The 18,062-nt window shown below is 65.1% G+C and carries 23 protein-coding genes, 1 tRNA gene and 1 riboswitch; of the genes, 12 read left to right on the top strand and 12 right to left on the bottom strand.

The window, feature by feature from the left end; translation table 11 throughout:
* Positions 1–65: 65 nt before the first annotated feature.
* Together DFO63_RS19615 and DFO63_RS19610 are read left to right on the top strand one after the other, a co-directional pair.
* Complete coding sequence (locus DFO63_RS19615) at positions 66–500, top strand: FKBP-type peptidyl-prolyl cis-trans isomerase (protein WP_119007637.1); 435 nt, start codon at positions 66–68, stop codon at positions 498–500.
* Positions 487–1,734 (top strand): TIGR03862 family flavoprotein, encoded by a 1,248-nt coding sequence (locus DFO63_RS19610; protein WP_119007636.1) that lies wholly within the window; start codon positions 487–489, stop codon positions 1,732–1,734. Before DFO63_RS19615 ends, DFO63_RS19610 begins: the two co-directional genes overlap by 14 nt.
* Positions 1,735–1,771: 37 nt before the next feature.
* Here DFO63_RS19610 and DFO63_RS19605 read toward each other — a convergent pair whose 3' ends face one another.
* From DFO63_RS19605 to DFO63_RS19590, 4 genes are all read right to left on the bottom strand, one after another.
* On the bottom strand, positions 1,772–2,233 hold the full coding sequence (locus DFO63_RS19605; RefSeq protein WP_119007635.1) for a GNAT family N-acetyltransferase: 462 nt from the start codon (positions 2,231–2,233) through the stop codon (positions 1,772–1,774).
* 75 nt (positions 2,234–2,308) lie between these two features.
* Positions 2,309–3,931: an FMN-binding glutamate synthase family protein gene (locus tag DFO63_RS19600; protein WP_100449783.1), complete on the bottom strand. Its 1,623-nt coding sequence runs from the start codon at positions 3,929–3,931 to the stop codon at positions 2,309–2,311.
* A gap of 55 nt (positions 3,932–3,986) precedes the next feature.
* Complete coding sequence (locus DFO63_RS19595) at positions 3,987–5,273, bottom strand: nucleotide sugar dehydrogenase (protein ID WP_119007634.1); 1,287 nt, start codon at positions 5,271–5,273, stop codon at positions 3,987–3,989.
* A 134-nt stretch (positions 5,274–5,407) separates the two neighbouring features.
* The gene (locus DFO63_RS19590; RefSeq protein WP_014036718.1) at positions 5,408–5,842 is read right to left on the bottom strand and encodes a BLUF domain-containing protein; all 435 of its coding nucleotides are present in this window, start codon (positions 5,840–5,842) and stop codon (positions 5,408–5,410) included.
* A gap of 932 nt (positions 5,843–6,774) precedes the next feature.
* Here DFO63_RS19590 and DFO63_RS19585 point away from each other — a divergent pair.
* Genes DFO63_RS19585 through DFO63_RS22050 form a run of 3 tightly spaced genes read left to right on the top strand, consistent with a single transcriptional unit; the run spans position 6,775 to position 7,623 of the window.
* A complete protein-coding gene (locus DFO63_RS19585) occupies positions 6,775–6,990 on the top strand; it encodes a hypothetical protein (protein WP_119007633.1) in 216 nt (71 codons plus the stop codon).
* Positions 6,974–7,222 carry a hypothetical protein gene (locus DFO63_RS19580; RefSeq protein WP_119007632.1) on the top strand — a complete coding sequence of 83 codons (249 nt, stop codon included), beginning with the start codon at positions 6,974–6,976 and terminating at the stop codon, positions 7,220–7,222. The genes DFO63_RS19585 and DFO63_RS19580 overlap by 17 nt, the downstream gene beginning before the upstream one ends.
* 59 nt (positions 7,223–7,281) lie before the next feature.
* Positions 7,282–7,623, top strand: coding sequence for a hypothetical protein (locus tag DFO63_RS22050; RefSeq protein WP_147416483.1), 342 nt, complete (start codon positions 7,282–7,284; stop codon positions 7,621–7,623).
* A 22-nt stretch (positions 7,624–7,645) separates the two neighbouring features.
* On the opposite strand, the gene DFO63_RS19570 is transcribed toward DFO63_RS22050, so the two are convergent.
* Together DFO63_RS19570 and DFO63_RS19565 are read right to left on the bottom strand one after the other, a co-directional pair.
* Positions 7,646–8,248 (bottom strand): hypothetical protein, encoded by a 603-nt coding sequence (locus DFO63_RS19570; protein ID WP_119007630.1) that lies wholly within the window; start codon positions 8,246–8,248, stop codon positions 7,646–7,648.
* 223 nt (positions 8,249–8,471) lie between these two features.
* Positions 8,472–8,555 (bottom strand) — tRNA-Leu (locus DFO63_RS19565).
* Between the two features lie 358 nt (positions 8,556–8,913).
* On the opposite strand from DFO63_RS19565, the gene DFO63_RS19560 reads away from it, so the two are divergent.
* Positions 8,914–9,339: a hypothetical protein gene (locus DFO63_RS19560; RefSeq protein ID WP_147416482.1), complete on the top strand. Its 426-nt coding sequence runs from the start codon at positions 8,914–8,916 to the stop codon at positions 9,337–9,339.
* Positions 9,340–9,457: 118 nt separating this feature from the next.
* Positions 9,458–9,778, top strand: a complete 321-nt coding sequence (locus DFO63_RS22045; RefSeq protein WP_147416480.1) for a hypothetical protein — start codon at positions 9,458–9,460, stop codon at positions 9,776–9,778.
* A 201-nt stretch (positions 9,779–9,979) separates the two neighbouring features.
* On the opposite strand, the gene hemN is transcribed toward DFO63_RS22045, so the two are convergent.
* Positions 9,980–11,389: an oxygen-independent coproporphyrinogen III oxidase gene (gene hemN, locus DFO63_RS19555; RefSeq protein ID WP_119007628.1), complete on the bottom strand. Its 1,410-nt coding sequence runs from the start codon at positions 11,387–11,389 to the stop codon at positions 9,980–9,982.
* A gap of 44 nt (positions 11,390–11,433) precedes the next feature.
* Positions 11,434–11,874, bottom strand: a complete 441-nt coding sequence (locus tag DFO63_RS19550) for a group III truncated hemoglobin (RefSeq protein WP_014036652.1) — start codon at positions 11,872–11,874, stop codon at positions 11,434–11,436.
* A 180-nt stretch (positions 11,875–12,054) separates the two neighbouring features.
* Here DFO63_RS19550 and DFO63_RS19545 point away from each other — a divergent pair, with 180 nt between their 5' ends.
* Positions 12,055–12,342 (top strand): hypothetical protein, encoded by a 288-nt coding sequence (locus DFO63_RS19545; protein ID WP_049446085.1) that lies wholly within the window; start codon positions 12,055–12,057, stop codon positions 12,340–12,342.
* Complete coding sequence (locus DFO63_RS19540) at positions 12,339–13,388, top strand: 4Fe-4S dicluster domain-containing protein (protein ID WP_119007627.1); 1,050 nt, start codon at positions 12,339–12,341, stop codon at positions 13,386–13,388. Before DFO63_RS19545 ends, DFO63_RS19540 begins: the two co-directional genes overlap by 4 nt.
* A 9-nt stretch (positions 13,389–13,397) precedes the next feature.
* Here DFO63_RS19540 and DFO63_RS19535 read toward each other — a convergent pair whose 3' ends face one another.
* Both DFO63_RS19535 and DFO63_RS19530 read right to left on the bottom strand, forming a co-directional pair.
* A complete protein-coding gene (locus DFO63_RS19535; RefSeq protein ID WP_005416001.1) occupies positions 13,398–13,634 on the bottom strand; it encodes a hypothetical protein in 237 nt (78 codons plus the stop codon).
* 353 nt (positions 13,635–13,987) lie between these two features.
* The gene (locus tag DFO63_RS19530; RefSeq protein ID WP_075674813.1) at positions 13,988–14,197 is read right to left on the bottom strand and encodes a hypothetical protein; all 210 of its coding nucleotides are present in this window, start codon (positions 14,195–14,197) and stop codon (positions 13,988–13,990) included.
* Between the two features lie 111 nt (positions 14,198–14,308).
* On the opposite strand from DFO63_RS19530, the gene DFO63_RS19525 reads away from it, so the two are divergent.
* Positions 14,309–14,710 (top strand): helix-turn-helix transcriptional regulator, encoded by a 402-nt coding sequence (locus DFO63_RS19525; RefSeq protein ID WP_005415999.1) that lies wholly within the window; start codon positions 14,309–14,311, stop codon positions 14,708–14,710.
* A gap of 22 nt (positions 14,711–14,732) precedes the next feature.
* A riboswitch (Fluoride riboswitch) is annotated at positions 14,733–14,796 on the top strand.
* Positions 14,797–14,877: 81 nt separating this feature from the next.
* Positions 14,878–15,270, top strand: coding sequence for a fluoride efflux transporter CrcB (gene crcB / locus DFO63_RS19520; RefSeq protein ID WP_014036647.1), 393 nt, complete (start codon positions 14,878–14,880; stop codon positions 15,268–15,270).
* A gap of 3 nt (positions 15,271–15,273) precedes the next feature.
* Here the strand turns inward: crcB and DFO63_RS19515 are convergent, their stop codons facing one another.
* Together DFO63_RS19515 and DFO63_RS19510 are read right to left on the bottom strand one after the other, a co-directional pair.
* Positions 15,274–16,107, bottom strand: coding sequence for an AraC family transcriptional regulator (locus DFO63_RS19515; protein WP_119007741.1), 834 nt, complete (start codon positions 16,105–16,107; stop codon positions 15,274–15,276).
* A gap of 96 nt (positions 16,108–16,203) precedes the next feature.
* Positions 16,204–16,716, bottom strand: coding sequence for an ATP-binding protein (locus tag DFO63_RS19510; RefSeq protein ID WP_049446079.1), 513 nt, complete (start codon positions 16,714–16,716; stop codon positions 16,204–16,206).
* A 261-nt stretch (positions 16,717–16,977) separates the two neighbouring features.
* On the opposite strand from DFO63_RS19510, the gene DFO63_RS19500 reads away from it, so the two are divergent.
* Entirely contained in the window at positions 16,978–18,054 is a 1,077-nt protein-coding gene (locus DFO63_RS19500) for an alpha/beta hydrolase (RefSeq protein WP_049446454.1), read from the top strand.
* Positions 18,055–18,062 lie beyond the last annotated feature (8 nt).

Below are 18,062 nucleotides of genomic sequence, written 5' to 3'. Positions count from 1 at the left end.
CATGATACCCGGCGCCGATGCGCTACCCTTGCCGCCCTCGCCCTGCGCCCTACCGGAGACGCCCGATGCGCCGCCTGCTGCTCCCCCTGCTGCTGTCCCTCGCCGCCGTTGGCTGCTCGAGCGAGCCCTCCGGCCCGCCGCCGGGCGGCACCCTGACCACCTTCGAACGTATCGATACCGTGCCCGGCACCGGTGCCGAGGCCGTCTCCGGCAGCAAGGTCACCGTGCACTACACCGGCTGGATCTACGACAACCGCACCGAGAGCAAGCACGGCAAGACCTTCGACAGCTCGGTCAGCCGTAGCGAACCGTTCACCTTCGCCCTCGGCGCCGGCCAGGTCATCCGCGGCTGGGATGAAGGCGTGGCCGGCATGAAGGTCGGCGGCAAGCGCACGCTGATGATCCCGCCGGACTACGGCTACGGCGACCGCCGGGTCGGCCCGATCCCGGCTGGCTCGTCGCTGGTGTTCGATGTCGAGCTGCTCGATGTCAAACCGTAATACCGCAACGCCCCATCGGGTCGCCGTCATCGGCGGTGGCCCGGCCGGCCTGTTCGCCGCCGAGCGCCTGCGCGTCGTTGGGCTGGAGGTGGACCTGTACGAGGCCAAGGGCTCACCCGGCCGCAAGTTCCTGATCGCCGGCAAGGGCGGCCTCAACCTCACCCATTCCGATCCGCGCCCGCTGTTCGACAGCCGCTACCGCGAGCAGTCCGCTGCCGTGGGCCGCTGGCTGGACGGCTTCGACGCGCAGGCGCTGCGCGACTGGGCTGCCGGCTTCGGCGTGGAGACCTATGTGGGCAGCTCCGGCCGCGTGTTCCCGGTTGACCGCAAGGCAGCCCCACTGCTGCGCGGCTGGGTGCGCCGACTGAAGGAACAGGGCGTGCGCCTGCATGCCAACCACCGCTGGATCGGCTGGGGCGACGAGGGCGTGCTGCGTTTCGCCACCGAGGCGGGCGAGATCGACATCCACGCCGATGCCACTGTACTGGCCACGGGCGGCGGCAGCTGGCCTCAGCTGGGTAGTGATGGCGCCTGGGTCGCGCCCCTGCAGGCGCGGGGCGTGGACATCGCGCCACTGCAGTCGGCCAATTGCGGATTCGACGTGGACTGGACCCCATTCTTCGCCCAGCGCAATGCCGGCGCGCCGTTGAAGCCGGTGGTCGCGCACTGGATCGACCTGGCCGGACAGCCACAGTCGCTGCAGGGCGAATGCGTGGCCAGCGAGTACGGTATCGAAGGCAGCCTGATCTATGCGTTGGCGGCCGACCTGCGCGAGACCATCAACCGCGATGGACACGCCATGCTGTGGCTGGACCTGGTGCCTGGCCGAGACGAGGCGCGCCTGCTGGCCGACCTGTCACGCCCGCGCAAGGGCCGCAGCTTCGGTGAGCACCTGCGCCGCCAGGCCGGCCTGGATGCGGTAAAGGCCGCGCTGGTGTTCGAGATCCTCGGCAAGGACGCGGGCAACGACCTGCCTGCCGTGGTCGCCACGCTCAAACGCCTGCCACTGCGCCTGCTGCGGCCACGGCCGATGGCCGAAGTGATCAGCACCGCCGGTGGCGTGCGCCTGGACGCACTCGATGATGACCTGATGCTGCGGGCGCTGCCGGGTGTGTTCTGTGCCGGCGAGATGCTGGACTGGGAAGCGCCGACAGGCGGCTACCTGCTGACCGCGTGCTACGCCAGCGGCCTGCGTGCCGCCGAGGGCGTGATCGGTTGGCTGGCCGGGCGGTGACGCCTGCGTTGTAGCGTCGAGCAAGCCCGGCTCTACATCACCATGGCCTGCGCATGCTCACCGAGGCCAGCGCCACACCGCTGGGATGCGCATAGGCTTCCTCGCGCACGCTGACAAAGCCCTGCCGTTGATAGAACGGCACGGCATTGAGCGAGGCCGACAGCACCACCTCACGCTCACGATCGGCCATCGCCAACAGGCGCTGCATCAGCGCCTGGCCGATCCCCTTTCCGCCACGATCCGGATCGACGAACAGCGCGTCGACTTCATTGGCATCGGCATCGAACACCCCGAAACCGAGCAGGCCGCCCTGTCCGTCCTCGGCCACCACGCAACCACCCTGCCCCAGCAGCCTCGCGTACTGCAGCGGCGGTGGCGAGGCCGACCACGGCGCGATGACCTCCGGCGGGTAATGGCTGCTGCAGGTCTCGCGCACACAGCGCGTGCGCAGCGCCCACAACGTGGCGACATCTTCGATGGTGCCGATCCTGAACTGCATGGCGCCTCCTTGTAGGGTCGAGCTTGCTCGACTGCGTGGAAAAGCAGTCGAGCATGGCTCGACGCTACAGAATCGTTATCGCGACTTGCTGGCGCGCAGCGCCTGGATCTTCGGCGGCGGCTGGAATGAATCGCTGCGCGCATCGGCCCAGAACGCATGGAACACTGCATGGTCGGGCACCTTGTGCAGCAGCTCGCCCGGTTCCAGGTAGCGGTACAGCGACGCCAGCGAACGGATTTCCACCGGCGAGACACGACGAAGGATGTGCTCCGGCCCCAGCTCGGCCGGATCGTTCAGGCCCGCCGCACACAGCAGCTCCTTCAGGGCGTGCAGCGTGTGCTCGTGGTAGCTGTAGACACGGGTGGCCTTGTCCGGTGCATCCAGGTGCTTCCAGCGTGCCGGGTCCTGGGTGGCGATGCCGGTCGGGCACTTGTCGGTGTGGCAGCTCAACGACTGGATGCAGCCCAGCGCGAACATGAAGCCACGGCCGGCATTGCACCAGTCGGCGCCGAGCGCGATGGTGCGCGCGATGTCGAATGCGCTGGTGATCTTGCCCGCCGCGCCGATACGGATGCGCTCGCGAAGATCCAGGCCGACCAGAGTGTTGTGCACCAGCAGCAGCGCCTCGTGCATCGGCACGCCGACATGGTCGACGAACTCCGCCGGTGCTGCGCCAGTACCGCCCTCGGCACCGTCGACTACGATGAAATCCGGCAGCAGGCCGGTTTCCTGCATTGCCTTGGCAATGCCGAACCACTCCCACGGGTGGCCGATGGCCAGCTTGAAACCGACCGGCTTGCCGCCGGACAGTTCGCGCAGGCGGGCGACGAACTGCAGCAGTTCGACCGGCGTCGAGAACGCCGAGTGGCGCGACGGCGATACGCAGTCCACGCCCATCGGCACGCCACGGGTCACCGAAATCTCGGCGGTCACCTTCGGCGCCGGCAGCACGCCGCCATGACCGGGCTTGGCGCCCTGCGACAGCTTGATCTCGATCATCTTGACCTGGTCATGGGTGGCGTTGGCGACGAAGCGCTCTTCGCTGAAACCGCCCTTTTCATCACGGCAACCGAAGTAGCCCGAGCCGATCTCCCAGACCAGGTCGCCGCCCATCTCACGGTGATACGGCGAAATCGAACCTTCGCCGGTATCGTGATAGAAGCCCCCCCGGCGCGCGCCCTCGTTCAGCGCGCGGATCGCATTGGCCGACAGTGAACCGAAGCTCATCGCCGAGATATTGAACACGCTCGCCGAATACGGCTTGGCACAGTTGGCGCCGATCAGCACGCGGAAGTCATGCTTGGCGATGGCGGTCGGCGCCAGCGAATGGTTGATCCACTCGTAATCCACCGCATAGGTGCTGCGCAGCGTACCGAACGGCACCGTGTCCATCTCGTTCTTGGCGCGCTGGTAGATCAGAGCGCGCTGCTGGCGCGAGAACGGCACGTCCTCCAGGTCGCTCTGCACGAAATACTGGCGGATCTCCGGGCCGATCGACTCCAGGCCGTAGCGGAAGTGCGCCATCACCGGATAGTTCCGGCGCAGCGTGCTGCGCTTCTGCAGCAGGTCCCAGGTCCCCAGCGCCACCATCGCGGCGGTCAGGCCGACGCCCCAGTACCAGGCCGGCCAGATCGTGGCCAACCACAGGCAGATGGGGAACATCAGGATGGCGAGCAGGTAGACGATATACCGGTGCATGGCGTTCCTTGGTTGCAACTGCCTGCGAGTCTACCGCGCTGCCCGCCGCCCGGGTTTACAGGCGATCGTCAACCACGTTGCGTGGCCAGGCCGATTTCACGTCGTAGACCAGGCCGCCCGGTGCCAGCAGCGACCGGATACCGACCTCGGCCATCGCCTTGAAGCGGGCATGGGCTACCGCCAGCACCACCGCGTCATAGGTCCCTGCCACGGGTTCGGCCAGCCACTGCACGCCCTCATCGGCCAATGCCGCCGGGCCGACCCAGGGATCACTGACCTCGACCTGTGCACCGGCATCACGCAGGCGCTGCGCCAGCTCCAGCGCACGGCTGTTGCGCAGGTCCGGGCAATCCTCCTTGAAGGTCACGCCGAGCACCAGGATGCGCGACTGTGCAGGTACGCGACCGCGTTCGGCCAGCATCGCAAGCACCCGCGACGCCACATGCTCCCCGACGCGGTTGTTGACCTGCCGCGCGGTGTGGATCAGGTCCGGGTGGTAGCCCACGCTCTCGGACTTGTGCAGCAGGTAGTACGGGTCCACGCCGATGCAGTGGCCGCCGACCAGGCCCGGCCGGAAGGGCAGGAAGTTCCACTTGCTGCCCGCCGCATCCAGCACATCCTGGGTATCGATGCCGAGCCGGTCGAAGATCAGCGCCAGCTCGTTGACCAGCGCGATGTTGACGTCACGCTGGATGTTCTCGACCACCTTGGCCGCCTCGGCCACGCGCATCGACGGCGCCGGGAACGTACCGGCGGCAATGATGCGCTGGTACAGGCCATCGATCACCGCAGCCACTTCCGCTGTCGACCCCGAGGTGATCTTGCGGATGTCGGCCAGGCGCCGCTGGCGGTCGCCGGGACTGACTCGCTCTGGGCTGTAGCCGCAGTAGAAGTCTTCGTTGAAGCGCAGGCCCGAGCCTTCTTCCAGCAGCGGCACGCAGACCTCTTCGGTGGTGCCCGGGTACACCGTGGATTCGTAGATCACCAGGTCGCCCGCGCGCAGATGGCTGGCGATCATCCGCGTAGCCGAACGCAACGGCTCCAGATCGGGCTGCTCATAGGCATCGATCGGGGTTGGCACGGTAACGATGTAGACATTGCAGGCATCGAGCAGGGCCGGATCGCTGCCGTACTGCAGCTGCTGTGCACTGGACAGCTCATCGGCCTCCATTTCCAGCGTGTGGTCCTGACCATCGCGCAGCTCGGCAATGCGATCGGCATCGATGTCGAAGCCCAGCGTCGGCCAGTGCCGGCCGAAGGCCACCGCCAGCGGCAGGCCGACGTAGCCCAGGCCGATCACCGCGAATCGCGGGGCCTCCGCTGCTGCAAGGGAAGCGCTCACTGGCATGTCCTGCGCAGTGGCATGCGTGCCGCCATGGCTTCGGCCGACCTGATCATTTACTGCACCACTCCGGGTAAATCCAAGCCAGAAAGGCTACAGCCTAACGGCCCGGATGCCTGGCCGCCAAGATGGGATCAGGAGCCCAGTGCGACTGCGGCCGGTTCCAGTTCGCCATCGGCGCCGGTCCAGGCCTGCAGCAGGCGCTCGAAGCCACCGCTGCCAAGCAGGAAGCCCGGCCACGCCGATTCGACGATCTGTGCCAGCAGCTCCGCATCGATGCGCCGGGTTCCCATCGACCAGCGCGGAAACGCCCGCTGCGCCACCGGTGCGCGGCAGAGCACCTTCAGCTGGCCATGGCTGCGCGCATTGACGATGCGCTGGTACACCGAATCGATGCCATCTTCGGGACCCTCCAGATACTGCAGAAAGCGCGAGCCGTCGAACATCAGCACACCGGTGACGCCGGCTACACGGTTGAATGCCGTGGCATCGGCCAGCAGGCGGTCAAGATCGGTTGTCTGCAGATCGGCGCGGGCCTCACTGGCATAGGCAATCGCGTGCAGCGACATCAGGTGGCTCCCCCCCTGGGAACGATGGCTGGGACTATGACATGAATAGGAACGACAGTTAAGCACGTCACTGCGCCGATGCAATCCAGCCGCCGTGCGGCGGGTGGGCTACAATCGGCGCCGCGCTGCAGGCCCGGATGGCGAAACTGGTAGACGCATCGGACTTAAAAGACCTTGCGGCCCTTTTTAGTTCAGCGGCTTACGCCGCTGGATTAGGCACAGTCTCGGCACAGCGCCACACCTCTGGCACACCAAAACCCCCTTAGCTGCCCTGTGCCACGGCACACACGGGCACAGCTAGGCACAGCTAGGCACAGCCCAAGCAAAGCTCGTAGGCCTTATTTCGGAACCCAACAGCATGAAGACGCCCGGCAAATGCCGGGAACGCCTTCGTACGTCCGATGCATGCACAGGCCGCATGCACCGTCAATACCGACCTGTAGATGGCAATTGTTGCTGACTATCGGGGCGAAGCCCACAACCCTTAGGAGAGACCTGAAGATGACCCTCAAGACACCTGGAGAGCAGGCGGTGTTTGACCACCAAGTCACCTAGTGCATGAGCACATAGACGCGGGTTAGACCTGCTACACGAACACCGTCGACGATGCCGCTGAGCGCGAATAGGCCCGCGACACCAAGCCTAGCACCCCATGATGGTCCTGTTTTGGTCCTAGTGGGTGGAAGTCTTGTCCAAGTCACGTGGGCAGGGCGTGGACCTGTCCCCGATCCATCTCGTGATGATTCACTCGCCAAAGCTATGGACCAAACGCTACAGGGGCGACTATCTGACCAACTGCCTGAATCCGCGCGTTATCCGCACCACCAGCAAGGGCCAGTTGCCCGAACAGGACGAAACCGAACTACCCAAGATCCTCGCGGCTCGCTGCTACTGTCTTTGTGATCCATCGCCGCATGCATGGTTCCAAGATCATGTTCAGCATGGCAACCGCAGGAAGCCTTTGGCCGGCCAGGGCTATCGTCCAGGCGCAGACCAACAACACGGTCCAGGACACCACGCTCGCTAGGCATGAGGAAACCTTGAAGAAGATCGATACCCTATCCGACCAGCTCTCAGAGGCCAACAAGCACATGGCCGTCATGGAGACACGATTCAATGACGAGGTGAAACATGGCGCGCGCGAGTGAGGAAGCGGCCGACACGCTGCACGCGCTGACGTTTGAAATCGTCCAGGAGGAAATCCTGGCATACCGCGAACGCGGCGAGCGAGTGCCGCCCGCCCCCCTAGGGCAGGCCGTCAAGCTCCTGAAGGACAACGATATCTCGTCCCCGGCAAGCGCCCAGAAGGTGGCCGATACGCTAGCCCCTCACCTGCCCGACTTCGGCCCGGAAGACATGGCGGGCAGCGTGCCGCATTAGGACTTGCGGGTCTTCTCGGCCTTCTGCGAGAGGCGGCTTAGCGACTCCCTCACTGCATAATGCGAACCGTACCCGATTATCAGCTTCTCCAGAAAGCTGGAGCTGGTCGCACGGTACAACTGCATCTGTTCTTCTCTATGCACGACGCCGTGGGGCTTCTGGGCTATGCATGCACGCGCCCTACGCACAGCTTCGGACATAAGCGCGAGTTCATTGGTCGCCTGCATTTCCCCTCGCGCGACGTGAAGTGCTCGCTTCGCATCCAAGGCACCGAGGAACATGTCGAGATTCTTCTGATCGCCGTTTGTGCGGCTGATGAAGTACACCACCGCGCCGACGACCACAATCGCAATTATTATGGGTTCCACACCACACGTCTTAGAAAGAATGGCGGCACATAGTGGCAGCCCGTGTTGAAATCCGCTAGGACCTGATGCTGAGGGTCTTACTCAGCTCAAACGTCCCATCTTCCGAGGCGAGGTGTAGGCGCACCTCCCCCGCCCGATGGAACTGGAACTTCAGGTCGGCAGTTCCCTCCCAGGCGTTCCACATCTGCATAGGCACCACGCTTTCGCTGTTGTAAATATCGTTGTCCCAGCCAGTCGTCGTTCCGCCCAAGCGCCATGACCACGCGGCGTCCTGCTGCTGAGGGCCTAGGCCCTCCATCCTCAGCATGAGTCGTTGTCCCCGAGGAACAATGGCCTTGACTCCGACAAACTCCTTCACCGCCACCGTGTTTACAGAGGGGGAGAGAATGTTACGGCCGTTGGGACTTGTTGCGGGAAACAGGATTCGTTCCGTAAGGAGGCCATCAGAAGGTGGAATGGCGACCGGCTCAGGTTTAGGCGAGCCCAAGTCCTCCTTAGCCTTTTCCAGCCTAACTTTCATGGTATCAAGGCGCTCCTTGAATAGCATGTACGCGGCGCCGAAGCCAAGCGAGACGCAAAGGAATCCGTATGAAAGGAAGAACCAAGGCGCGCCCTCAATAATGTCCCAGTGCTTCTCTACCGCTTCAAGCAGACTCATTTAATTTTCCCCGCGCCCGGGTTAACCGGACGCTTTCGCGCATTCAAAGGTCTGAGCCTTCCGGCTTGCCCTCCCCCTGTACCGTGCAGCCCTCCAGCAGGAAGGCACGCCTAAGCCCAATCATATCCGTGATATCGAGGTAGAACCCCCTTCATGTAGAAACACTGAGGGAACACCTGAAGCGATCCTGGTGTTTCCCATGAATGTCTCACGATGATTGAGCTGGTGCGGGGAGCGGGACTCGAACCCGCAAGCCGGAGGGCGGCGGCTTTTAAGGCCGCTGCGTTTACCATTTCGCCATCCCCGCTAGTACGACATAGAGAGTACCTGAGGGGTCCTCCATTTTGGTAGAAAAATCCGAAGGGGCATCGATAGGCCGGACCGCGCCACGTCCCCCATGCCGGGGTCGCCAGGACTAGGCACCGGGCACCCTCATTCGGCGGCCTTAGGCCACCTGAGGGCCTCATTTGGCGCACACATGGCACAACTGCCCGCTAAGTCATTGATTGCACTAACACGATCAACGGATAGCGAATCCGTAGCAGCGCCTACGAGGCACCTCAGGCCATCTGAGGGCTGGCGGGGAGCGCTGCGTATCCCCCGCTATCGCGGCTATCTGTTTTTTGGCCGAGCACCCTAGGCCCACCCGACACCGACCTAGTGTCTTGCCCGACCATGCACGCCTGAAACCAATGCCAGGCAACCTGAGGGCTTGGCCGGAGGTGTTCGGCTGGGACGTGCGGCGCGGCCGTTATCTGATCGTGGTCGGAGTGCTGGTCGCCTGTGTTGTGGCAATCGTGGTCCGGCGCAGCCGTGATCATGTGGAGCAGAGGGACAGGGTGGTTTTGCGTCCTGGTACTGAGGCGGACAACACCCAGTTACGTCGCCCAGCCCCGGTCCGCAGGCGCTACACTTGGAGATGTCCGATGCAACCTAAGCCCAAGACAATGGATGCCCAAAAGGTAGAGGCCGAGATTGCCAAGCTGATCGCGGAAACGTCCAAGATCAACGCGGAAAACCGCTGGTATCCCTTCATGGTGGGCGCGGCCTTCTTTGGTGCCGCTGCGGCCTTCGCTAAGCTGTTCCTGTAACACCTCTCAAACGCGTCCATTCGCGGCGCGCTGCGGCCCCTGCCGCCAATTCCCTTACCTACTCCCTAAGCGCCCCTCAGGCAGCCCGGCGATGCGCGTCTGCGCATCGGAGTGACCCATGAGCGAACTGCACCTGAGCAGCGTCCAGCCGCCGACTGATTCAGGCATCGCACGGTGCAGCGAAGACCTTGATCATCACCTGTACCTTGGAAGTCTGCATGCCGGTGTCCAGCAGGAGTTTCGCCAGGTGCCAGAGGGAGTTGCGTTCGATCATGGGGTGACTTCAATGCGCGAATGTACGGCACCTTCGTCAGACCCGATGCGCGGATTCCATGACCTCTGCGCCGGACTTGCGGAAGGCGCACAGCACTTTGGAAGTCAGAAGGCGCTATGCGCACCTCGCGCCGAGCAACCTGAAGCAGGCAATGAAGCTGCTTGAAGTGGCGAATGTTCCGTCAAACCTGCATACACCACCGGCAGCGGATGCACAGATTCGCTCAAATGGCACAAATGGAGCGCCTAAGCTCTGCGTTATCAAGTAGTTAGGCCGGGCCGCAAGGGACTTAAAATCCGCCGGGGGCAACCCCATGCCGGTTCGATTCCGGCTCCGGGCACCATGCATGCACTGCGCGACGGAACCTCAGATCGCACGCGAGTAACGCGGCTGCTCGTGGGCGGCACGCAGGTACGGGTCGAAGCACATCGCCAGCAGCCGCAGCAGCGGCCGCCCCGGCTCGCTGGCGCGCACTACACCGTCCCGATATTCGGCCAGGCCATCTTCCTGCAACCGCTGCACCGAACGCAGGTCTTCGGCAAAGTACCGCTCGAAATCAACACCATGGCGCTGGCCCAGCACCGTGCCATCCACCTCGCCCTGGCACATCAGCTGCTGGATCAGTTCCGCACGCAGCTGGTCGTCGGCACTCAACGCCACGCCGCGCCAGACCGGCAGCTGGCCCTGGTCCACCGCATCCTCCCACGACGGCAGGTCGCGCGGATTCTGGCTGTAGGTGGCACCGATGTGGCTGATCGCACTCACGCCCAGGCCGAGCAGATCGGTATCGGCGTGGGTGGTGTAGCCCATGAAGTTGCGATGCAACTGGCCGGCACGCTGCGCACGCGACAGATCCTCTTCCGGCAACGCAAAGTGATCCATGCCGATGTACTGGTAGCCGGCCGACGAGAGCCTCTCCACCGCCAGGCCCAGCAGCGCCAGCTTGTCTTCCGGTGAAGGCAACCGGCTCTCGTCGATCTGCTTCTGCGCACGGAACAGATGCGGCAGGTGCGCGTAGCCGTAGACCGCCAGGCGATCCGGGCGCAGCGCCAGCACCCGTTCGAGAGTGCGGCCGAAGCCTTCCAGGCTCTGCCCCGGCAACCCGTAGATCAGGTCGACGTTGACCGAACGCATGCCGCTGTCGCGGCACGCGCGCAGGATGTCCAGCGTCTGCTGCACGCCCTGTATGCGGTTGATCGATTCCTGTACGTGCGGATCGAAATCCTGCACGCCCAGGCTGGCGCGGTTGAAGCCCAGCCGCGCCAGCATGGCGACGTCGCGGGTATCAATGAAGCGCGGATCGAGCTCGATCGAGAAATCGCGCTGCGGCGAATCGCTGAAATCGAAGCGCCGGCGCAGCCCCTCCACCAGCGTGGTCATCGCCTCGGCATCAAGGAAGTTCGGCGTGCCGCCTCCGAGATGCAGCTGGATGACCTCACGACCGTCCTCGAACTGCGGCGCCAGCAGGTCGGCCTCGGCCAGCACGCGCGCGACGTAGCTGTGGCCACGGCCGCGATCGCGGGTGATCACCCGGTTGCAGCCGCAGTAGAAGCAGGGACTGGAACAGAACGGCACGTGCACGTACAGCGACAGCGCGCGTGCCAGCTGGTTGCTGTCGGCGATCGCCTGGCGCAGTGCCGGCGCGTCGAACCCATCATGGAAATGCGGCGCGGTCGGGTACGAGGTGTAGCGCGGGCCCGGCCGGTCGTGCCGGCGCAGCAGGTCGGGGTCGAAGGTCCAGGCCAGGCCACCGGCGGCGGGAGAGAACGTGTCCATGCCGCCAGCATCGCGCCGCGCAGCCGAGACTGCCTTGACCCAGATCAATCCTTGGCAGGGATGCCCAGCACCGGCAGGCCCACCTGCGGCCAGCGCAGCATCTGGTAACGCTTCCAGAACGTGTCACCGATGCGTGCGGCCACGTCGTTGGCCAGCTCCTGCATCGGCGGGTTGTTGCACTCGGCGGTGGTGATCCGGAACAGCACCAGCCAACGGTCGAACAGGTCCTTGTCCAGCTCGATGGCCATGTGCTTGGACATCGGCGAGCCCTTGAAGCGGCGGGTACCGCGCAGCATCGCCGACCAGAAATCGACCAGCTGCGCCAGGTGCTCCGGCCAGTCGTGGACGTGTGCCTCGAACACCGGCCCCAACCGCTCTTCCTCGCGCACGCGCGCATAGAAGTCGTGCACCAGGCGGGTCACTTCCTGCTCGGTGCACAACTCGGGCGAAGCGACGGGAAGAACAGGCGGCGGTGTTGCGTTCATCGGGGGTACCCAAAGCGTGCCGGCAGTGTGCCCCAGCCGGGCCGCACCACCGTTGATCCAGATCAATGTCGGCGCAGTCCGCTGCACCTAGGCTGGCACGCTTGCAGGAAGCATGCCCTGCGGATGCTGCGCCGGCCTCGGCGGAGTATACGCGCCGCCCTCATTCCGATCCGGGACAGCATGAACAGACCCTCTCCCAGCCGCCGCCAGCAGCTGATCCAGCACTGGGGCGCCATCCTCTGGCCCAGCTTCATCGCCGCGGGCCTGGCCAGCGTGGTGTTCTTCGCCTTCGTCGACCCGTTGCGACTGCAGGCGATCAGTTTCCCGGGCACGGCGATCAGCCGCGAACTGGGCTATACGGCAGGGTTTTTCATGTTCTGGTCGGTGACGGCAGTGTCCAGCGCGGTCACCTGGTACCTGCAGCGCCCGATGCCCAGCGACGACGACGACGAGCTGCCGCTGGGATGAGCATGCCCTGCACTGGAATTCCACGCCCCTGGCGTTGGCGCGGCGCGCTGAGCGTGCTCCTGCTGGCATTGTTCTATGCGTTGCCATGGCTGCGCTGGAACGGGCAGCAGGCGCTGCTGCTGGACATCAATGCACGACGCTTCGATCTGTTCGGCTGGACCTTGTGGCCCGGCGACGTCGGCGTGCTGATCGGTCTGCTGGCGGTGCTGGCCGTTGCCCTTGCGTTGCTTACCCACCTCGCCGGCCGCGTCTGGTGTGGCCACGCCTGCCCCCAGACGCTGTGGCGGCGTGCCTTCGACTGGATAGCGCACGGTATGGCTCGGGTCTTGCCGGTGCCGGCGGTACGCCCTGCCACCCAGGTGGCCTGGGGGTTGCTGTCGCTGTGGACCGGCATCACCTTCGTCGGCCTGTTCAGCCCGATCGGAGAACTGGTGGACGCTGCGCCACACGCCGGCTGGAGTGGCTGGGAAACGTTCTGGGTGGTGTTCTATGCCGCAGCGACCTGGGGCAATGCCGGCTTCCTGCGCGAACAGGTGTGCCGTTCGTTGTGCCCATTCGCACGCATGCAGCCACTGCTGACCGATCCGTACACGCCCCGCATGTTGTACGACGCGCGCCGCGGCGAACCGCGCGGCATGCGCCCGTCGGGCCTGGGGGGCGTGCTGGGCCGCGGCCGCGGCCTGCTCGACCCGACCACCGCGCAGGACTACGTATTCCGTGCCGCGCATCCGCTGCTGGCCGGACCGATGCCCACCTTCAGCGCCGACCGCCTGGGCGACTGCACCGATTGCGCCGCATGTGTCAGCGCCTGCCCGATGCAGCTGGACATCCGCCAGGGACCGCAGGCCGATTGCCTGGCCTGCGGCGCCTGCCTGGACGCCTGCGCGCGGCAGCAGCACCAGGCCGGTTTCGGCTCGGGGCTGGTGCGTTACTGCAGTCCGCAGGCCATGGCCGGGCAACCGCGGCAATGGTGGCGACCGCGGACCCTGGCACTGCTTTCGATGCTGCTGGCGTTGTTGGCCTGTGGCGCCTGGCGCCTGCTTTGAATCAACGGATCAACGCGGCCCGTTGGCGTGCGGCGGTACCAACTGCGCACGTCGGACAATGCCGAGCTGCTCGATGATCAGCGCCATTTCATTGGTGACCTCGGTACGCTCGGTCCCCTGCGGGACCAGGCGGTCCAGCACCTGCTGGTAGGTATCCCAGAACGCCGGACCGCATCCGTGTTTGTGATAACTGGCTTCCAGTTCGCGGCGTACCCGTTCAGCCAAGCCATGCATGCCGTATTCCATACGACCTCCGTTGGACTTGTTCTGCATCGTTGACGGTCTACCGACTCACTTGCGAGCTACTGAAAGACTCCCGGGCTTCACGCCCGGTTGATGCCAATTAGTCATAGATTTCACGACAGGTCAATTACATGCAGCGACTTTCGTGATCGAAATTATTAATCGTTCACGAAACCACATACGGGATGACTGGGTCCCCGGATGGGGCGGACCCGACACACTACCCGATCCCCCCACCCCCTGCTCCAGTAGGCATCACCGATGGCCGAGCCCCGTTCCATCGAAGTTTCCTATACCGCTAAGCATACTTAGCAAACCGCGCTTAGAGTGCTATATGCGACAAAATGCGGCGCAGTTCAGGCCTCTTCGGCCTCTGCGGCCTCAGTCGCCGGGAACAGATTGGGGTAGCGCTGATGCAGAATGTATTGGCGCAGCGCAGGAATCGGGAAGTCCCTGGGCCATTGCGACACCGCAGATCGGCTTATGCCAAAGAAGCGCGCCAGTTCGGCATCGGTCCGGAAACCCAGCCGGATGCGCACCTGCCCCTTGCTCCAGAATTCGGTCACGGTCGGTCCTTCTGTTAACCAGACTTATTCTTGGAACAAGGGAACTTTGCGATCCACGCGTTAAGCTGGCTTGCATAGATGAATACTCTCGGCCAACGACTCGCCATTGCCATGAAGAAAGCCGGGCACCCTCGCCCGGCCGATCTGGCCCGCGCCGCCGATTCGACGACGGCAACCATCAGCAACTGGCTCAACGACCATGTCAGCCCCGCCCATGTGAAGGCCGAACAGCTGTTCCGCATCGCCGATGCGGCCAAGCTGGACGCGCGCGAACTGCTGTATGGCGTGAGCGGGCTTGGCGTCGGTGAACGGGGCAATACCTACATCCCCAGCCAGGCCCACCTGGACGTCTGGCAGGACGCCTACGAACTGGTCAGCCATCTGGTGGAGGAGAAGGGGCTGGAGATCGATCATCGCCGCCACGCAGCATTGGACCTGCTGGCCTTCGAACTGCTGATGGACGGCTTCAGCCGCAGCAAGGTCATCCGGGTACTGACGACCTCGATGACGTGAATGCACTGCCGCTGGTAGCATGGTCGTCGATGGGGATGGGGCTCCCCCGATAACCGCCTGAAAGGGCTGATGGCTCCTGCCAGGACGAACCGGTGTTCGTCGACGGCAGGCCGTGCCCGCCCTCGGCGTTCGCCATCGAATCAGCGAACCCCTACCCGAGGCACGTGATGCACGCATTGAACAACTATTTGCTGGTCTTCATCGGCGGCGGACTTGGTGCCTGCCTGCGCCACGCCTGCAACCTGATCGGTGCGCGCGTGGCGGTCGGCAGTCCGTGGCCCTGGTCGACCTTCCTGATCAACATCAGCGGCGCACTGCTGATGGGCGTGCTGGTCGAAGCCTTCGCCCTGCGCAATGGCGCCTCGCCGCAGCTGCGACTGCTGCTGGCCACCGGCGTCCTCGGCGGCTACACCACGTTCTCCACCTATGCACTGGAAATCGGCCTGCTGCTGCAGCGCGGCCAGCATGGCCTGGCAGCGCTGTACGCCGGCGGTTCGGTGGCACTGGGCCTGGTCGGCCTGTTCGGCGGCATGAAACTGGCGCGGCTGGTGCTGGGCTGAGGCTTAGGCAGCGCCGGCGCGGGCCTGTCCGCGCCACTCCCGCGGCGACTGCCCGGTGTGCGCCTTGAACGCGCGCGACAGCGCCGCTTCGCTGCCGTACCCCACATCGTCGGCAATCCGCTTGAGCGGTCTGCCCTGGCGCAGCGCCTGCTGCGCCAGGCCCACCCGCCAACCCTGCAGATACTGGCCCGGCGTGGTGCCCATCGCCTCACGGAAGCTGGCGGCAAACACACTGCGCGACATGCCGGCGACGTCGGCCAGGTCTTCCAGCGTCCACGCCTGCGCCGGCGCTTCATGCATCGCCACCAACGCCAGCCGCAGCCGCGGATGGCCGAGCCCGGCGAACAGGCCACCACGCATCTCGCCGCCTTCCATCAACTGGCGCAGCACCTGGATCATCACCACCTCGAACAGCCGGTTGACCATCGCCGCACGCCCGCAGCGCTGCTCGAAGGCCTCTTCGAACAGCAGCTCCAGTGCTGCGCTGCCGCCGTAGAGATCCGCCAGCGGCATGCAGATGAATTCGGGCAACGCGGCGCTGATCGGGTTCAGCCGGCCGCCCTCGAAATGCAGGTTGGCGCAGGCCATGTCGGCGCCCTGCTGCGGATCGGTACTGAACCGGTGCGGCATCGGCCGCGGGTACAGCAGCAGGCTGGGGACGTCGACCTGGAGGGTCTGCTGGCCGTGGCTGACCTGCAGCGGCCCCCGCCGCACCAGGTGCAGCTGGCCGGCCTCATCTTCCCCCTGCAGGGTGTTGATGCCGCACAGCGCGCCGGCATGGAACACCGAGGCGGTGACCGCGAAACGTTCGAGCAGGATGGCGAGACGGTCGACCACGATGGGACTCCAGATCAAGCGAATAGGGTTCAATGCGTCAGATCGTATCGGAATCGCCACCACCATGATCGACTGAACACGGCCCTTTGCAGGAACTCACCCCTCCTGTGCATGACGGATCACCACGAAGCCCTCCTCCGGCACAGGTGCCACGAAGTGGCAGGTGATCTGCTCAAAGGCTTCATCGCTGGCCTGGAACGGGTGCTCACCGCGCGCGTTGCGGGCACGCAGACGCGCCTTGCAGATGGCGTCGGGAACATCGAGAAAATGCAGCTGATGGGCAACGCCGGCCGACTCGAACAGTTCGCGGCCCCAGGCGCGGGCGGCGGGCGTGTTGAACGGAACGTCGAGCACGACCGAGACGCCGGCCTGCAGGATCGCGCGGACATGCTGCGTCAGCGCAGCGCGCAGTGCTGCCGCGCGCTGCAGGTAGTCGGCGACGGAATGGATCTGGCAGGGATACAGCGCCGCCAGCCAGGCGTCTTCGCTGATCAGCACGTGGCACGGCTGCGCCACCAACCGCTGCGACAGAGTGGACTTTCCGGCGCCGATCTTGCCGCACACCAGGTGCAGGGTCGGGGCGTCGCCGGTCGATGAAAGAGGGTGCATCTGCGTTCTCCTCGGTGGATTCCAGTACCCGGGAGAGCGCCGCATGCAACCCGCCTTCCCGGGCGGGTTGCATGGCCATGACGACCGCGCGCTACCCCGCCTTCCCGTGGGGAATGCGGATAATCGACGCGGCAGTGTGCTGGGCCATGCCGCCAGCGTAGAGCGCAGCACGGCCGACCGGCAATCCCCTGCGGCAGTGCAGCGCGCGCAACAATTCGCGGGCATCTATGCTCGGCGCCATTCCCGGATGGAATGACCACGATGCGCCCCTTGCTTCGATGCGCCCTCGCCCTCGGCCTTCTGCTGCCTGCGGCATCGCTGCTGGCTGCGCCACCCACTGCACCACGCATGCTCAGCGGCGAGCTGCAGGGCGCCCCCTGGCGCCTGGACGTACCGGCTGGCTGGAACGGCGACCTGGTGATGCTGGCGCATGGCTATGAACCAGTGGGTGTGCCACGCTCTACGCCGATGACCGCCAATGACAGCACTGCAACGCTGTTGGCCGCGGGCTACGCCGTCGCGCAGAGCGCCTATGCCAGCCAGGGCTGGGCCGTGGCCGATGCGATCACCGACATGGAACGCCTGCGCCAGCACGCGCTGGGCGAACTCAAGCGCGTGCGCCACACTTGGCTGCTCGGATTCTCGATGGGCGGCGCAGTGACCTTGGCCAGCCTCGAGCGCTACCCGCAGCACTACGCCGGTGGCGTCTCGCTGTGCGGTGCCAACCTCAGTGGCGAACAGATCGCCACTGACCTGCTGACCACGCTGGTCGCCTTCGATTACTTCTTCCCCAACGCGGAAGGCCTGCCGGCCAGTGGACTGGCGTCGCATGAAGCGGCCGCGTTGCCGCAGGCAGCGCTCTATCAAGGCATCGCCGGCGCGCTGCAGCAGAACCCACAGCATGCCGAGGTACTGGCCAGGCAACTGCAGGTCGCTCCGGATGCGCTGGCCGGCACGATCAGCCTGCACGCACTGGTCCTGCACGAACTGGCGACACGTAGCGGCGGCATGCCGGTGGGCAACAGGGGCGTGGTCTACCGCGGCTTCGGCGACGACACGGCGTTCAATGCCGGCGTGCAGCGTGTCGACGCCGTGCCCGCGGCACAGGCCGATATCCGCGCCAAGCTGACACTGAGCGGCGCGTTGAAGCGACCGCTGGTGATCCAGTTCAACAACAACGACCCCACCATCGTGCCGCATATGCAGACGGTGTATCCGCAGCTGGCGGCCCATGCCGGCGCACGGCCGTTGCCGAAGGTGCTGCCTGCGGCAGGCGAAGGGCATTGCGGATTCGCTGAAGCCGACGTGGTCGAGGCGTTGAAGGCCGCCAGCTACTGAACTGACGA

It is taken from the genome of Stenotrophomonas sp. AG209, assembly GCF_003550055.1.
Lineage (GTDB): Bacteria > Pseudomonadota > Gammaproteobacteria > Xanthomonadales > Xanthomonadaceae > Stenotrophomonas.
The sequence above is the reverse complement of the archived record's forward strand: the minus strand, read 5'-3'. Positions and strand labels throughout refer to the sequence as shown.